The following is a 16,798-nucleotide window of genomic DNA, read 5'->3' as shown; positions in this document are numbered from 1 at the left end:
GCTGATGCGCTGTCTTGACCCAAACACATGCGGAGGGAACCTCCGCGTGATTTGGGTCGCTAAACCCTCGGCAAAGCCTACGTATCGCGCATCGCTACGCGGACTGAGATCTAGAGTGTCTTAACCGATGTGGCGACTGCTATCATACCGATTTAACTAGTTGGAATCACAGATATTTAACGGATTAAGTGTCAACTGTCGGAATAGTAATTAGTATCATCATTGCCATAACATTTTTGAACGATCTATTTTAATCAGATAGCTCTATCTTACTGATTTTCAGCACAAATCGATGCTGTAAAAATTAACATCCTAGTTGTCATTATCCTAACGTAGTTGTTTTATACTTAAAATGGAGTTAGTAATCGATCGACTATGCTCATCCATAACAATGACTCAAATCTAAGTCCTCTTGACCCAATCGCATCGACGACTGATGCTGATGCCAATGCACCAGTAATTCCATCTGCATTGTCACCATCCCACATGACTGTATATCGGATACTGCAACTAATTATCGATCGACAAGAGAAGGCAAAAAGTATTCGTAGTCCAGGGTGGCGGGGCGATCGATTGTCTGTTAAAACTCGTGATGGCAAGGATCTATCAATTGAATATAGCAATCAAGTCTGGCAGTGCGACCACACAGAAGCAGATATTTTGTTGGTAGATTCAGAGGGTAAATTACTAGCTCGTCCTTGGCTAACAACGGTGATTGATAGTTATTCCCGCTGCATCGTAGGAATTAATTTGGGATATAACGCACCGAGTTCTCAACTTATTGCATTGGCATTACGTCATGCAATTTTACCCAAGCAGTATGGCGAAGAATACGGACTTCATAAAGAATGGGGAACTTATGGTTTACCAAAGCATTTTTATACCGATGGTGGATCTGATTTTAAATCGAATCATCTTCAACAATGCGATTTTAAATCATTTGAAGTATAAAGTGACAAGAGAGAGACGAATCGCAGAAATGCGCGATCGAACGATACATGTGATTAAAGGTTGTCAGGTGGAGATGTTGATTATTGATGAAGCAGATCGTCTTAAACCGAAAACTTTTGCGGAGGTGCGGGATATATTTGATAATTTACAGATCTCGGTAATTTTGGTGGGTACCGATCGCTTGGATGCAGTGATTAAGCGAGATGAACAAGTTTACAATCGGTTTCGGGCTTGTTATCGGTTTGGGAAGTTGTCGGGGGAAGATTTTGAGCGGACGGTGAAGATTTGGGAGCAGCAGGTGTTACGGTTGCCTACTCCATCAAATCTGACGGGGAAGACGATGATAAAGACTCTGGGTGAGGCTACTGGCGGTTATATCGGGTTGATGGATATGATTCTGCGAGAGGCGGCAATTCGATCGCTCAAGAAGGGTTTGGTAAAGATCGATGTGAATACGTTGAAGGAAGTGTCAGCGGAGTATAGATAATGGAAGTTGAGGAGATTCAAGCTTGGTTATTTCAGATCGAACCTTTACCTGGAGAGAGTTTGAGTCATTTTTTAGGTCGGTTTCGTCGATCGAATGATTTGACTCCAAGTGGACTAGCTAGCGCGGCGGGGTTTGGTGTTACAGTAATTTCCCGATGGGAAAAGTTTCGGTTTAATCCGCCACCATCTCCGAGTCAATTGGCTGCTTTAGCGGTGGTTGTGGGTGTTGAGGTTGAGAGATTGATGGAGATGCTGCCACCAGAGGGAATGGGGATGAAAATGGAACCGATTCGGTTATGTGGGGCTTGTTATGGCGAATCGCCCTATCATCGAATTGAGTGGCAGTTGAAGAGTGTCGATCGATGTCATCAGCATCAATTGAGGTTGTTATCTGAATGTCCCAAGTGTGGAGCGCGGTTTAAAGTTCCGGCTTTATGGGTGGATGGTTGGTGCCAGCGGTGTTTTACGTCCTTTGGGGAGATAAAAGAATGTCAGAAGTCGATTTAGATCTGACAATTCTCCTTTAGACTGTAGATCTTTGAGACTTTTCAACCCACAATAGACCAAGGTGAGATTGGTTTAAGGGAAAAAGCATCATGCTGTTGTCAATTTTAGATACTTGTACTCCACGAACAGAAATATTATCGGGAGAGCTGTCTCTGGATTTGTTTGCAGCCAAGCTCAAGCTGGTTGTTGATGGTAATGCGCCGCCAGTTTATCAGAACCCAGAACTTTTCTTTGCTAACACTTTTCCCACAGCGGGTTTAAAGACTTTAATTGCGGAAGTCTTTGGCAGACTAACTGGTACAACGGTAGGATCGCCAGTGATTCGGTTAGAAACTAGCTTCGGTGGTGGGAAAACCCACGATGAAATTGCGCTCTGGCATCTGGCACGGCAAGGGAGACAAATTCCAGGGTTAGATCGATTTACCGATCGATTGGAACAGATTCCGATTAGCCCGATGCAGATTGCGGCGATTTCAGGGCAGGATTTAGACCCGACGAATGGTGACTTTCACGCTGATACAGGTATCTCGACTTATACGCTTTGGGGTGAGATTGCTTATCAAATTGGGGGAATTGATGGCTATCAATTATTACGGGGTTCGGACGAACAAAAAGTTAGTCCTGGCACTAGTGTATTGCAAAGATTGATTGGCGATCGACCGACGCTGATCGTACTTGATGAAATTGCTCAGTATCTTCGTAAAGCCAAGGCGGTAAAGGTCGGTAATAGCGATCTAGCCGGACAAGTGGTGGCATTTTTGTTCGCGCTGATGGATTTAGCAGGTTCCTGTCAGAATCTAGTATTTGTCTATTCCCTAGCTTCTGCAAGTGATAGTTTTGCCGATGACACCACGGAATTACAAGAAGCGATCAAGGCTTCGGCGCGACAGGAAAAAATTCTGACTCCTAGCACCGATCTGGAAATTTACAACATTGTTAAACAGCGGCTGTTTAGTAGCGTCGATGATAAAGCTGCTAAAAAAGCTGCTCAGGAATATCTGCAAGCCTATCGATCGAGTCGTGCCCATCTCCCCGATGGCTGTAAAGATGCAGCTTATACTCAAACGATCGAAGCTAGCTATCCGATTCATCCCGAACTATTTAATTTATTAACCAAAAAGATTGCCTCAATTCCCAACTTCAATCGGACGCGAGGGGCACTGCGACTATTTGCGATCGCGACTCGCTATCTGTGGCGAGAGGGAATTGCTTTGCCGATGATTCACCCTCATCATTTACCTGTAGGTATCGATGATGAGATTACCAATGAACTGACTTCGCGGCTACAACGTCCACTGATGCGCCTACCGATTCAGGCAGATTTGTATAATGCCAGTGGGCGCGAGGCTCATGCCCAAATCCAGGATCGGGAGTGGTTAGCCGCCGGAAAGTCTCCTTTTTCTACTTGGGTAGGGCGAACGATTTTTCTCCATTCGATCAATCAAGGGATTGTTGCTGGGATTCGCCAAGCCGAGTTAAATTTATCATTGCTAATGCCAGGAGGCGATACTAATTTCGTCGATCGAGCATTGGAACGATTGACAGAGGTAGCTTGGTATCTGGACTTCGATCCAGTTTTAACGATCGCTCGATTCAAGGAAGAACCATCGATCAATAAGATTGTGGCGGAGGAGAAAGAACAAGTTGGACGTGGTGAGGCAAAGGAGGAACTGCGAAAACGTCGAGATTCGATCTTCTCTACCCGCTATTTCCGCCTCGTACCAGCCCCTACTAGTCCAGGTGATGTAGATGATAACGCCGATGAAATTACCCTGTCTATCATCGATTTTCAGGAGGCGATGGTCACATCTTCGATCGATCCTGCGCCAACAATTATCGAGCAGATTTTTCAGCAAACGGGAGAATCTGGGAAGTTTCGGATCTTTCGCAATCGGTTGTTGTTCCTAGTCGCTAATAAAGTTGACTTAGAACGAGCCAGCGAACTAGCGCGGGAGTTTCTAGCAATTAAGAATATTCTCAAATCAGAACACCGACTAGCCGATCTCTCGGAAAGTCAGCAGAAGCAACTGAAAAAGAAGGAAGGGGAATTAGATTTGGGAGTGCGGATTGCTCTATCGAATGCTTACCGCCATTTATTTTACCCAGCCCAAGATCTAATCAAAGCTCCTAAAGGGTTGATGCACTATACCTTACCCGTGCAGGATACTAGCGATCTCAAGGGTAAAAATAACCAAGATGTGATTCTCAAGGCGTTAAAAGATTGTCAGAAAATTCGGGCGGATGATGCGCCTAACTACGCCCCTGCTTACATTTTGCAGAAAGTCTGGTCGCCAGGATTGGAGTCAATTACCACCAAGGGTTTGAAGGAAGCTTTTGCTAAAGATTTGGGACTCAATTTCTTCGTGGAAAGCGAGATCCTCAAACTGCGATCGACTATTCGCGCTGGCTTAGAAGCTGGACAGTGGGATCTAAAAATGGGCGATCGCGTGTATATCAATACGCCCCAAGCCAAGGTGGTTATTCCCGATAATATTGAATTTTCCGATCGCCAGGTATTGTATCGACGTGGGATTCTCCAACTACCAGTCCCCCGTGAAATCGAACTTAGTGCCCAAACTTTACCAGGGGAGCCAGATAGTCAGAAAGTACCTGTCAGAGTCAAATGGCGAGCGATCGGCGCGATCGACGTACAGTTGTTTCAAGATGGGATCTTAGTTCCCAATAGTTTCCGTCCGGCGGATGAATATACGGGCGAGATTACCAGTACCAGCTTATTTAAACTGGTGGTTGATTATGGCGATGGGGAGGTGCTATCGCAGGAAGCTAAGGCAGTACAGTGGACTTCTTATCGCAGTGAGGGGGAAATCGGCGATCCTCTGGTAGCAACTCAATTGGGTGTCTATGCGGTCAAAATTAACCCTGTGGAGCTACCAGTGGGTAGTTTGAATAGTATTTTCAATGAGTGGCGCGATCGAGTCCACGATCGCAAAATTGCCGCCGTTGAGAGCTTAGAGTTAACAGTTTCCGAGATTGTAGACTACCGCAAGCTGACTACTGCCTTACCCTTATTGATGCGCTTCCCGATCGAAATCGACCAATTAGTCACCGTTCAAACTGGCAAGCGGTTTCTGCGGTTGGAATATCAGGGGGAGATTAAGGGCTTCCAAACCTTAGCTAGTTCGGTGAATACCTTTTTGACCGATCCAGAGATGCGGGCGGAGGTTTCACTGAAGATGCGGCTGAATTTTGCTACTCCAGTTTTACCGGAAGGAACGGAAATGCAATCGATCGAGCAGACACTGGGCAGAAATCCGATCGAACGGGGACATCTAGCGGTGACGGTGGTTTATGACTGAGGATGTGGATGACAGGCAAGATGCCTGTCCCACAATCATCTGTAAGACAGGCATCTTGCCTGTCTGAGTCAGGCTTAAATTTGTTTGCATTCCCCTAGACCAAAGGACGGGAAGGGGAGAGAATAGAAATGTTACCTGGAGAGTCTGTCGTGCAAGAGTTTCAACTGCGGGTTGTCCCGATCGACAATAATAATTTTGCGCTGGAGCTATACCAATGCGCCTACAAGCAAGCGGGGGAAAAACGTCGCCCTGCTGCCAAGCGAGTTGGGCGGCTGAAGGGACAATCTTTGGTACAAGCACGGCAAGCGGTGTATGACTGTCTCAAGGTTAATAACTACGATCCCAAGACATTAAAACACTCTCGCCAAAACGCCTATGTTCTCACAGAGTTATCGGGTGTCAATTTGGCGTTACTGTTTCAAGCTCTCCAACCCTTGTCGAAGTTAGAACGGATTGCCAATATTACAGCGGGTGTAATGGCGATGAGTAATGAGGAGGCGCACTACTGGTTTGCTAAAGTGAGTAATGGTGACAGGCATCGTGCTTTACGGGCAATTCGGGTATTATTGGGCGATTAACATTTCATGTACACAGAGTCAGATATTATCCAATGCTTCGACGCTGCCGCGTGGGACTACTTGGGTTACAAAAACCGAGGCGGGATTAATGCTCAGAAGGGCGGACGGTACGAAGATAGTTTTGCGATCTACAAATTAGTGACGCTGGCACAGGCTGTAATTGAGACGGGAGCGGTAATTCAGCTACATAGTCAGGTCAAAGCATTTGTAGACGATTTGATTATCGATTTAGACGGCATCAGAGAACACTATCAACTCAAGAATGTTCGGACGATTACTTGGGGCGGTGGCAAGAATTCGATCGAGCGTGATTTTCAATGCCAAAAACAGCTTAACGAGTATCTTTCGATCGACTGTAGATTATTTCTGGTTGTTTCGACTCAGGAGTTACAGCAAAGTCTCCAGACGACTATGCCCTCTGGCTTGCACAATTTCACAGAGGTCTTGTATTTTCCCTACGAACCAAATATAGTCAGACTGATTCAACAAAGCCCTGAGTTTCGCGCCGGATTATCGGATCTTTCTGCCTTCGAGCAGCCTGAACCAGACAAGCTAGAGTATTTAGCAACGTCCTTGCTCTCGATTTGGTTGACTTGTACCGATCCGTCAGTGCGCGGCATTCTCGAACAGTATCGGCGTTATCATCCCGTATATATTCGTATCTTCGATCGTGACATGGAGATCGATCCTCAAGTAAACTTGATATTAACTCAGATCTCAGACTTTAAATTTAGCTTTGCTAAAGGAGTGTTTGAGTGGGATTACTTCGATGGGTTGGAAACCGGACACTTGCCTTACAGTGTGGATTCTCCAGACTTTCGGAGATTTGAAGCACGGGTCAAACAATATCAACCTCAGAGTTTTGAAGATTTAGAGAAATTACTATGACTCGAATCTACTCAGATTTCACCGGAGCGGAAACTAAGCAATTACTCGATCGCATTGCCGATCGAGCAACTTCGCCTGATGATTATAAGCAGGCAATGTTATCCTTGGGGCGAAATTTGGGTGATGTTTTACTAGCTAAAATCGATCCGCAGCGATCGAGGGTTTATCTAGCGGCGACGGTGGAAGATGCCGATTTTCTTGCCCAAGGGATCTTGGAACGGTTAGAAGCTAAGGTTTCGCATCTTGATTTTGCTTGCTTTTGGAATCAGCGCGAAGTTTTTGACGATCTGAAGCTGACTGTGGCACCCATTCTCAAGAAGTACCAAGAACCGACGACAGAGCAGGTTAATTACTTAATTGTGGTTAAGTCGGTAATTTTTGGGGCTTGTGTCGTTCGGACTAATCTAGAAAATCTGATTCAAAAAATCGATCCTCAAGAAATCTTCATCGTTGCACCAGTTATTTATCATCAAGCCAAACAAAGTTTAGCCGAATCCTTTAGTCCCGATCTTGCCAATAAGTTTCAGTTTTTCTACTTTGCTGAAGACGACGATCGTAATGAGCAAGGAGAATTGATTCCTGGGATTGGGGGTTCGATCTACAATCGCTTGGGTTTTGCCGGACAGGATGAGAAAAATCAGTATTTACCTCAACTAGTCAAGACTAGACGCGATCGCATCGTCAAGCAGCGTCAGCTTATACATTAGAGGGGGTTTGATGAGGTTTGGTATTAGGCATGGTTAAGATGGGCAGGATGCCCATCCCACAAGAATTTTAGAATCTTGGCTATGAAAGATCTTTGTTGGTAGCAGATTGAGGGACATAGTTGCTGTCGAAGGTTATGATTCAGATAGGCTGAATTGCCTTTTTTCTGTGCCTTCTCGGATTCCCCATGACTAAACGTAAGCCTGTTTTCATCGAAAAGATTTTCCCGATTAAGTTGCTCAATGAGCAGGTGTATTACGAGAATGGGGGGAATCCCTTTAAGGGTTTGCATCGGTGGTATTCGCGGAAGCCGTTATCTTTCAGTCGGGCTTCGGTGTTGGGTTCGATTTTGCCTGCGGATGTGTCAATGGAGGAGTTTGAGTATCTATTGGGCTTGGAGAAGCGGGAATATCGCAACAAGGAGACGAAGCTATACAAAACGCCGCCTTCACCAGAGCGCATCAAACAGGTTCATGCTTTGTGCGAGGGGATGTGGGGAACTTCTACGCCAACGGTGTTGGATGCTTTTGCTGGGGGTGGGAGTATCCCGTTTGAGGCGGCGCGGTATGGGTTGAATGTGCTGGCTTTGGATTTGAATCCGGTGGCGGTGGTAACGATGAAAGCTGCTATCGAATTTCCGCTCAAGTTTGGCCCCGATTTACAGCACGATATCGATAAGTGGGTGAAGTGGGTTGGGGATGAGGCTGAGAAGCGGTTGGCGGAGTTTTTTCCCTCTGAGCCGAATGAGACGGTGCAGAATTATTTGTGGGCGCATACGGTGGTATGTCCGAGTTGTGAGTCGGTTGTGCCATTAAGTCCGAATTGGTGGTTGAGTAAAACGAGTAATTACGCTGGGAAGGGACAGGCTCGGAAAATTACTAGTGATTGGTATGCAGTGCGCCCGATTCCGAATCTTGAGCAGAAACGGGTGGATTTTGAATTGGTGAAAGGGAAGAAGGGGAAGGGTGATTCGATCGTGCTTGAGTCAGGAGAGGAATACGATCCGAGTACGACGACTACTATTAGTCGTGGGGTTGGGAAATGTCCTAATTGTGACAGTGTGATTGAAGATGGAGTAATTAAATCACAGGCGCAATCCGGTAATTTTGGACATCAACTTTATGCCACTGCATTTCATATAGGTAAAACTAGTCTCGATTTTAGAACTCCTACAAAGCTAGATATTAATGGAATTAAAAAAGCTGTTTCGACCTTAGAAACAAATGATAAATTACCTGAGACTCAAATCTCGATCGGTTCAAAAACAGATGAATTAATTAGGTATGGGATTTATAAATGGTCTAATTTGTTTAATCCCCGTCAGCTTTTGACATTGGTTACTTATGTAGGAATTATCAATGAGGCAAAGGAAAAACTGAGACTTGAATATGAACCCGATCGAGTGGATGCGATCGCAACTTATTTAGCATTGGTACTCGATCGATGTGCTGATATGAATTGTAGATTGGCTAGTTGGGATTCATCTAGGGCTGGTTCTAAGAGAGCATCAGCACAACATTCTCTCAATTTAATGTGGAATTATCCTGAAGTTAGTGGTGCTGGAGAATTATGGAATTGGTGTTCTGATGCTTTTACTTCAGATTATCAAAATCTCTGTTCCTTAGTTGGAGCAAATCAAAGTATTAATAACCTCCTGCAACCTGTGGGACAGGCTAGAAGCCTGTCCAACCCATCAAATTCAGCAACCATCTCAAATTTAACTGAAACAGATTTTGATTTATGTATTGATGATAATGCTGGGCAGGATGCCCAGCCCACAGGTGAGGATTTGAGGGGAGATCCTAATTTGAAGATTGGTTATAGCAACTGGGGAAAACTTCCTCATTGGGAATTGCATGGCTCTATCTATTTTATTACTTTTAATACCTTTGATCGGCTAGAGTTAACATCAGCCGCCAGACAAGTTATTTTAGATGCCTGTAAGTTTTTTGATGGGCAAAGATATCAGCTTTATACTGTGGTTATCATGCCAGATCATGTTCATCTGTTAATCCAACCACTGTCCAAATCACCAGAAGAGTATTGGTCGCTCAGTAGTATTTTACATAGTATCAAGAGTTATACTGCAAAGCAGGTTGCTAAGGTGATGACTCATATTGGTACAGTATGGCAGGATAGTCGATTCGATCGCATTATTAGAGATGAACGAGAGTTTTTAAACACTTGGGAATATATCAGACAAAATCCTGTCAAGGCTAATCTCTGCTCGGTAACTGAAGAATATCCATTCTTCTGGCAATTATCAGAAAAAGACAAGCAAATTGTGGAACAGGCTTCCAGCCTGTCAAACCTGTCAAACTCCTCAAATATATCAAATCTAAATATCTCTGATGAATTTGGATATCTTGGGCAGGATGCCCAAGCCACAGGTACAGATACAATTAGAAATTTGGAACCAGAGAAAATTAGTATTGTAATGGCTTCTGCTGATGCTCTATTTCATATTAATGATAGTTCTGTCGATGTTGTTATCACCGATCCACCTTATTATTCAACGATTCAATATGCCGAGCTTTCAGACTTTTTCTATGTTTGGCAAAAACGGACTTTAGGCGATATATTTCCTGACCTATTTTGGTCAGAACTAACCGATAAAGATCGGGAAGCCGTTGCTAATCCCTCTCGCTTTCGGGGCATGGGAAGCAGCCCCGAAGAACTTGCAAACCAAGATTATGAAGCAAAGATGGCTCTGGCTTTTGCTGAATACTATCGTGTCCTCCGAGATGATGGAGTAATGACCGTCCAATTCAACCACAAAGATTCTGGAGCGTGGGACATTCTTGCCAAATCCTTGATTGATGCGGGGTTTGAAATTACCGCGTCTTGGGCTGTCAGTACCGAAAATCCCCAAAACCTCCACCAAGCTCAGAAAAACTCGGTTTCTAGTACTGTCTTGCTCGTCTGTCGGAAACGCGATCCCAATGCTGGTAGCGCGTGGTGGGAGGATTTGCGCCCAGAGGTGGCTAATTTGGTCGAAGAACGTGCCCCCGAATTTGAAGCCAACGATATTGATGGAATCGACCTCTATCTGTCAGCATTTGGCCCCGCGCTGAATGTCTTTTCGCGCCATTACCCGATTCTCAATAGTAGCGGTGAGGAAGTCCGCCCAGAGGAGGCTTTTACCGAAGCGCGTAAAGCCGTGGCAAACTATCGCTTTCGCAAACTCGCCCACATCGATACCGCCGGATTCGATCCCCTGACGATTTGGTATCTACTGGCTTGGGATGCCTTCCGCGCCCGTGAATTTCCCTTTGATGATGCCCGTCAATTGGCACTCGCGATCGAGTCACTTTGAAAGTAATTCCCCTAATTCGAGATAGTAAAAAACGCATCCCCGAAGAACAAGCTCTCGCCGATCTGTGGCTGGCAATGGATGAGATTAAGGCGAAAGTAATCTACGTTCAACAGGAATTAGATTTGGGCACCGTTCAGCAATCCTTATTTTAATCATGTCTAATCCTCCTGCGCTCCGCGATTATCCTTGGCGAATTGGCTATGCCAGCGATACCCACAATCCGATCGTCGATTTTTATATTCCCGCTCTCGAACGTGCCAGTCAATACGATCGCAAGGCTGGATTCTTTAATAGTGCGATTCTCAGTAGTGTGGCACGGGGGATTGGAGCGATGCTTGCCCAGCAGGGCAAAATTCGGTTGATTATGGGCTGTCAATTTAGCCCCCAAGATATCATAGCGATCCGTCAAGGCTATAGCCTACGGGATGCTCTCAATGCGCCACTCGATCGAGCATTGACTCCACCTCAAAACTGGAGCCAACTCAAGCACTTCGAGTTACTCAGTTGGTTGATCGAACACAATTATCTCGATCTCCGCATTGCCATCCCCCTAAAATCTGATGGTTCCCCAGAAGATCCCATTACTCAGCTCGCACCAGAACGCTTATTCCACGAGAAAGTGGGGATTATCACCGATAGTTATGGCGATCGATTGGCGTTCAGCGGTTCCAATAATGAATCTCTCGGTGGTTGGTATGCCAATGTCGAATCCTTCCATGTCTATCTGGACTGGGAAGGCGGACGCGATCGGGAACGGGTGGAACTCGAAGCAGAACGATTCGATCGGTTGTGGGCGAACCAAACCCCCAATGTAGCGATATTTACTATCCCCGATGCCGTCCGCCAACGGTTGCTGAGATATACGCCCAAGCAAGCTCCGATTTGGCAGCAGGAACTAGAATTTGATGGACGCTCGATCGCGCCTAGTCAACTTCCTGCTGATGAAGTTAATTCAATCCCGCCAGTAATTGATGATAGTTTGGACTTTAAAGACAGGCAAGATGCCTGTCCCACAGTTGCTGAAATCGAAGATTTTCAACGGCTCCACAATCTCCATACCGATCCTGGTTGTCTTGCCTATGTTCTCCATTCCATCCCAATTCAACCTTGGCTGCATCAACTCAAAATCCTTTACCGCTACGTCGCCGAATTTCCCCGCAACTCGCTGATTGCTGATGAAGTAGGCTTGGGGAAAACGATCGAGACGGGCTTAATTCTCCGTTATCTCCTCGTCTCCCAAAAAGCCAAACGCATTCTGATTCTCGCACCTGCCAGCGTTCAACCCCAATGGCAAAGCGAACTCCGCGAAAAATTCAATCTCCATTTCCACAGCTTCAGCCAAGGCGAACTCCTCGATCCGTTTGGGCAATCCATCCCCCTCACAGAAAATCCTTGGGATAGTCATCATCTGATCCTAGCTTCCAGCCACCTCGTCCGTCGTCAAGATCGGATGCGAGAACTCCTAGCCTCTCAGCCGTGGGATTTAGTCATCCTCGATGAAGCCCACCACGCCCGTCGAAAATCCCCCCAAAACCGTCAAGATACGCCCAATCGACTCCTAGAGTTGATGCGCCAATTAAAAGATCGCACCCAAGCCTTACTCTTGCTTTCGGCTACCCCAATGCAGATCGATCCGATCGAGATTTTCGATTTACTGCACCTATTGGGATTAACCGGACATTGGCAATACGGCGATAACTTCTGCAACTATTTCCAATACCTAACCCAAAGCGGCGATCCACAAATTCTCGCCTTCTGGCAACAATTATCTGTCGATTACTTTACCAGCGGCGGTAAACCCTGTCCGCGCATTCAGCAATATTGGCAATCTCGCGATCGACTTTTAGCCAGTAAACTCTCCGATACCTGGCAACGTGGGCGCAAAATCACCAATCCCCGTCAACTGCTGGCTGATGAGACATTTATCACCGCCTCGCGCCAGTTCCTAACAGCCAATAACCCACTTAAAGATCTAATGTTTCGCCACACGCGAGATACTCTGCGCCAATACTATCGCCTGGGCGTACTGGCTAAAGACATCCCTCAACGGGAAGTCTGGGATGTGGCAATTACCCTCGAACCATTGCGTGAAGCAGATTTATATCGATCGGTTAGTAGTTATGTCCGCGACTTTTACCGTCTCGCCCAAAAGCAAAATCGTAAAGCCTTGGGCTTTCTGATGACGCTGTATCGCAAACGTTTAACTAGTTCCTTCTACGCAATTCAACAATCCCTCACCCGCCGTCTCAACGATCTGCTCACCGGAAAACCAACTAGTCTGAGCGTAGACGATCTATTAGAACTAGACGATTTAGATGATAGTGCGATCGATAGTTTGGCAGCACTAGCCGAATCAGTCCATCCCCAAGAAATCGAATATTTACAAGATTTACTCCGACAATTCGATCGCACGGGAGAAGATACTAAATGTGCCCAATTCCTAAAAGTACTCAGGTGTGAACTTCAAGCGCGAGATAGTGCGATCGTCTTCACCCAATACACCGACACAATGGACTATCTCCGAGACTTCCTCCAAGCCAGCTTTGGCACGACCGGAGTAGCCTGTTATTCTGGGCGAGGGGGAGAACTTTATCAGGATAGTCAATGGAAAATCGTCCCCAAAGAGAAGATCAAAAGTCTATTTCGCGATGGCAAAATTGATATTCTCCTCTGTACAGAATCTGCCAGCGAAGGCTTAAACCTCCAAACCTGCGGTATCTTGATTAACTACGATCTCGCCTGGAATCCCATGCGCGTAGAGCAACGGATCGGGCGGATCGATCGCATCGGACAGCGTTATCCCACCGTCCGTATCCACAATTTTTACTACGATGGCACCGTTGAAGCCAAAGTCTATCGCCGACTCCGCGAACGCATCGATGCCTTTGCCACCGTCGTGGGCAACCTCCAACCAATTCTTGCCCAAGTCCCCACTTTCATCGAACGCGCTGTCATGAGTACCGACCCTGAAGAAGAAGATGTACTATTATCCGAGTTTGAACAGATCTTAGACACTCCTCCACTCCGCCCTGCACTCGACGAAATGCTCGAAGCTGATGTCCGCGCCGATTTAGCTGAAACCAGCCGCCCTTTCGCCCCTATAACCCTAACTAACGATCGGATTGAGGCTCTATTTACCTCTTCTGTACTGCTCAAATCTCAAGGAGTTGAATTCAGCCCTCAAGGCGATCGATGTTGGCAACTTATTTTTCAAAATAAGCCCTATTTAGTTACTTTTCATCCCGAAGTATTTGAAGAGCGATCTTCTTCTCTCCGTCTACTAGCCTTTGGCGATCCCTTGTTCGATCGGCTACTTGCTCTTACCGCAACTCAAACTGATTCAATCGAGTCATAAGTCAAAATACTGAAATCTGAACTCGGAACTTTAAATGGCTATATTCAAGACTTACAAATAACGCGATCGGGGATTTTATCCAAGCTATGACTTCGGTATACTTGTCGTTGAAACTACTCAACCCCATTGCTCCAACCACAGAGGAATCACGACGCGCCTATCTGTCAACCACTCGATTGCTGTTTGCTCATTAAAATCGACCATCTCCAACCTCTGTTCGTACTCATTCCAGGAAAATAACCACGGTTGAGAGATGGTCTGAATTAGGTCTGTTGACTTTTCCTTTAACAACTTGAGGACAGCAGCAGCGATATCGAAGTTCAATCCCGATCGCAAACAATATTCCATCACCACCAATTCCACTACCTCCTTCGGACTGTAGTAGATACTCCGTCCCGTTCCCGTCGATCCGATCGTCGGTACGACAATCTCCTTCTCACGCCAATATTGCAATTGACGCAAGGTACAACCAGAAATCTCCGCTGCTTGTTTACTAGTGAAAAATGGCTCCTGCATAGAAATCGCTGTGAGATCCCATCAACTACCGATGAAGACACCCAAAAATTCCTCAAATATCGCAGTAAAATCGAGAATCAAGTCAAACGCCTCACCCAACAACTCGAAAACCGCCTGCCACAGGGAAGAGATTTCACTGGAGAGCGAATCCTTACAACATTAGAATCAGCAACTAAAAATGTTCCGATCGATAATGCGGAAGCCTCAAGATGGCAGTCCCAATTACTAGAAAGACCCGATCTAGCCCCATTTCCCATCACTCTAGAAAGCAATATGGACTTGATGTGGTTCCTTACCTCAGAAGGAAAGATCGGCTTATATATCGGCGGTATTAGCGAACACGAATTCACAATCGGCTGCGGTCAGAGGCAACTGCACTACTTCCAACGATTTTTGTCTGACTACCAAACCATGTTAGCTAGCAAGAAACAGCTGTGGAAACTATTCTTTGAAGCTACCGCGAACCTACAGCAAGGGTAACTTTTCTGGGAGGTTCGCGCTAAGTCTTCAAAACTAGATAAGCTATGGCTTCTGAATGATTTCGATCGACAGATCGATCTAATTTATATCTAGTACGGGAAGTCTGAGTGACCAGGTTCGCGATCGACACGCCTCAAATCTTTGCGGAGTATGGTCTATTTATACCCTTCCGTCGCAACCATTCTTCTTTGTGATGAGTGGTTGGAAGAAAACCTGGGGGATGTTAACTGGCACCGAGCAAGGGTCGCAACCATTCTTCTTTGTGATGAGTGGTTGGAAGTTAGTCTACCCACTTTATATTTCCTGGCTGGAAAGTCGCAACCATTCTTCTTTGTGATGAGTGGTTGGAAGGCGATCTTTTTACAGGTGTCGAGCTGATTCTTCGCAAGAAATGTTTATAATTAGTTACAATCTGAATAGTTGAAAGCAAGCTATTGATGTGGGATGTGAAGATCTCCCATGACGGTGAAAAAAGTCTGCAATTGATGACAGATATTTAGTTAAATTGACACTAATCTGTTAACAGTGACAAATAATTAGTTAATGTACAAATTTGATTTGGTATAAAATTAAGCGAGTGGTGGGAATCGAACCCACATCAATAGCTTGGAAGGCTATAGTTTTACCACTAAACTACACTCGCGCTTTAAACGGAATTAATTTACCGCTTAAACATAATAGCACACCTCAAGTAGTTTGCAACAGGGATGAGCGGAGAACAATGTCCTCAGTAATTGAATGCCGATCGTCATTCCCATTCGACAATTTGGTAGACTAATTTACGTCAGCTCACCTGCTGCCCAGATCCAGGCTACTCGTCAACAGTTACTGCTTCGACCAATTTAACCTTGGTAGCTAGACCAAACACCTGAAGTACCTGAATCGTCAGCCAGGTGATATCGAGTTCCCACCATTTCATCCCATGACGGGCAGAGTATTGGTAGGCATGGTGGTTGTTGTGCCAGCCTTCACCATAGGTAGTGAGTGCAACCCACCAGCAATTGGTAGAATTGTCGGTGGTTTCAAAATTGCGGTAACCAAATTTGTGAGTCGCGCTATTGACCAACCAAGTGCAGTGATAAACGAGCACCAATCTGGCAAATACACCCCAAAACACGAACGGCCAACTACCGATCGCATACAATACTATGCCCAACCCAACTTGTAAGGGGAAAAAGTAATTGTTCAAAAATTGATAAAAGCGATCGTTGGCAATGTCCTTGGTGAAACGGGGAATGTCACTCTCTGCGGGAATCTCAAAACACATCCAGCGGACGTGACTCCACAAGAAGCCTTTCTTAGAGTCATGATGGTCGACATCTTCGTCCGAGTGCAAATGATGGTGACGGTGCAAGCCCACCCACCAGATAATCCCACCTTGCAATGCTAGCGTGCCGCAAAAAGCAAAGAAATACTCCAACCACTTGGGAACCTGGAAACTGCGGTGAGAGAGCAGACGGTGCCAGCCGAGTGTAATCCCCAACCCACCTGTGATCCAGTGCAGCAATAGTGCTACGCCAACAGCGTTCCAGCTAAATAATCCCGGCAAAAAAGCACAGATCGCACCAATGTGAAAAATTACGAGTGCGATAATCATCGTCCAGTCCAGACGAAGTTTTGTTGATGCGGCAACAGTCATTGAGATAACCTATGGAGAGTTTGAATATCATGCCCGATCTGCGATCGGTTCCAGTCAACA

Annotated in this window: 11 protein-coding genes, 1 tRNA gene, 2 pseudogenes and 1 CRISPR repeat array; of the genes and pseudogenes, 11 read left to right on the top strand and 3 right to left on the bottom strand. The window is 45.8% G+C overall.

The window, feature by feature from the left end; translation table 11 throughout:
* Positions 1–477 precede the first annotated feature (477 nt).
* The 10 genes and pseudogenes from ACEW9I_RS03910 to ACEW9I_RS03865 form a co-directional block, all read left to right on the top strand.
* Positions 478–924 (top strand): annotated as a pseudogene (locus tag ACEW9I_RS03910) (transposase); the annotation flags it as partial.
* Between the two features lie 4 nt (positions 925–928).
* Positions 929–1,438 (top strand): annotated as a pseudogene (locus ACEW9I_RS03905) (TniB family NTP-binding protein); the annotation flags it as partial.
* Positions 1,438–1,944, top strand: coding sequence for a TniQ family protein (locus tag ACEW9I_RS03900; protein WP_373539058.1), 507 nt, complete (start codon positions 1,438–1,440; stop codon positions 1,942–1,944). The pseudogene ACEW9I_RS03905 and the gene ACEW9I_RS03900, both read left to right, overlap by 1 nt.
* An 89-nt stretch (positions 1,945–2,033) precedes the next feature.
* Positions 2,034–5,261, top strand: a complete 3,228-nt coding sequence (locus ACEW9I_RS03895; protein ID WP_373539057.1) for an ATP-binding protein — start codon at positions 2,034–2,036, stop codon at positions 5,259–5,261.
* A gap of 149 nt (positions 5,262–5,410) precedes the next feature.
* Positions 5,411–5,839: a hypothetical protein gene (locus tag ACEW9I_RS03890; RefSeq protein WP_310426569.1), complete on the top strand. Its 429-nt coding sequence runs from the start codon at positions 5,411–5,413 to the stop codon at positions 5,837–5,839.
* Between the two features lie 6 nt (positions 5,840–5,845).
* Positions 5,846–6,727, top strand: a complete 882-nt coding sequence (locus ACEW9I_RS03885) for a hypothetical protein (RefSeq protein ID WP_373539056.1) — start codon at positions 5,846–5,848, stop codon at positions 6,725–6,727.
* A complete protein-coding gene (locus tag ACEW9I_RS03880; protein ID WP_373539055.1) occupies positions 6,724–7,434 on the top strand; it encodes a hypothetical protein in 711 nt (236 codons plus the stop codon). Before ACEW9I_RS03885 ends, ACEW9I_RS03880 begins: the two co-directional genes overlap by 4 nt.
* Before the next feature lie 185 nt (positions 7,435–7,619).
* Entirely contained in the window at positions 7,620–10,748 is a 3,129-nt protein-coding gene (locus ACEW9I_RS03875) for a DUF1156 domain-containing protein (protein ID WP_373539054.1), read from the top strand.
* The gene (locus ACEW9I_RS03870; RefSeq protein ID WP_373539053.1) at positions 10,745–10,900 is read left to right on the top strand and encodes a hypothetical protein; all 156 of its coding nucleotides are present in this window, start codon (positions 10,745–10,747) and stop codon (positions 10,898–10,900) included. Before ACEW9I_RS03875 ends, ACEW9I_RS03870 begins: the two co-directional genes overlap by 4 nt.
* 2 nt (positions 10,901–10,902) lie before the next feature.
* Positions 10,903–14,103, top strand: coding sequence for a DEAD/DEAH box helicase (locus ACEW9I_RS03865; RefSeq protein ID WP_373539052.1), 3,201 nt, complete (start codon positions 10,903–10,905; stop codon positions 14,101–14,103).
* A 117-nt stretch (positions 14,104–14,220) separates the two neighbouring features.
* Here ACEW9I_RS03865 and ACEW9I_RS03860 read toward each other — a convergent pair whose 3' ends face one another.
* A complete protein-coding gene (locus ACEW9I_RS03860; RefSeq protein WP_373539051.1) occupies positions 14,221–14,619 on the bottom strand; it encodes a MerR family transcriptional regulator in 399 nt (132 codons plus the stop codon).
* Here ACEW9I_RS03860 and cas12k point away from each other — a divergent pair.
* Entirely contained in the window at positions 14,590–15,099 is a 510-nt protein-coding gene (cas12k, locus tag ACEW9I_RS03855; RefSeq protein WP_373539050.1) for a type V CRISPR-associated protein Cas12k, read from the top strand. The two genes, ACEW9I_RS03860 and cas12k, sit on opposite strands and share 30 nt — an antisense overlap.
* A 171-nt stretch (positions 15,100–15,270) precedes the next feature.
* Positions 15,271–15,450: direct repeats of the CRISPR family, unit length 37 nt; unit sequence GTCGCAACCATTCTTCTTTGTGATGAGTGGTTGGAAG.
* A gap of 221 nt (positions 15,451–15,671) precedes the next feature.
* On the opposite strand, the gene ACEW9I_RS03850 is transcribed toward cas12k, so the two are convergent.
* Positions 15,672–15,742 (bottom strand) — tRNA-Gly (locus tag ACEW9I_RS03850).
* A gap of 168 nt (positions 15,743–15,910) precedes the next feature.
* On the bottom strand, positions 15,911–16,738 hold the full coding sequence (locus ACEW9I_RS03845) for an acyl-CoA desaturase (protein WP_373539049.1): 828 nt from the start codon (positions 16,736–16,738) through the stop codon (positions 15,911–15,913).
* Between the last annotated feature and the right edge of the window lie 60 nt (positions 16,739–16,798).

Origin of the sequence: Chamaesiphon sp. (genome assembly GCF_041738855.1) — a bacterium.
Taxonomy (GTDB): domain Bacteria; phylum Cyanobacteriota; class Cyanobacteriia; order Cyanobacteriales; family Chamaesiphonaceae; genus Chamaesiphon.
The sequence above is the reverse complement of the archived record's forward strand: the minus strand, read 5'-3'. Positions and strand labels throughout refer to the sequence as shown.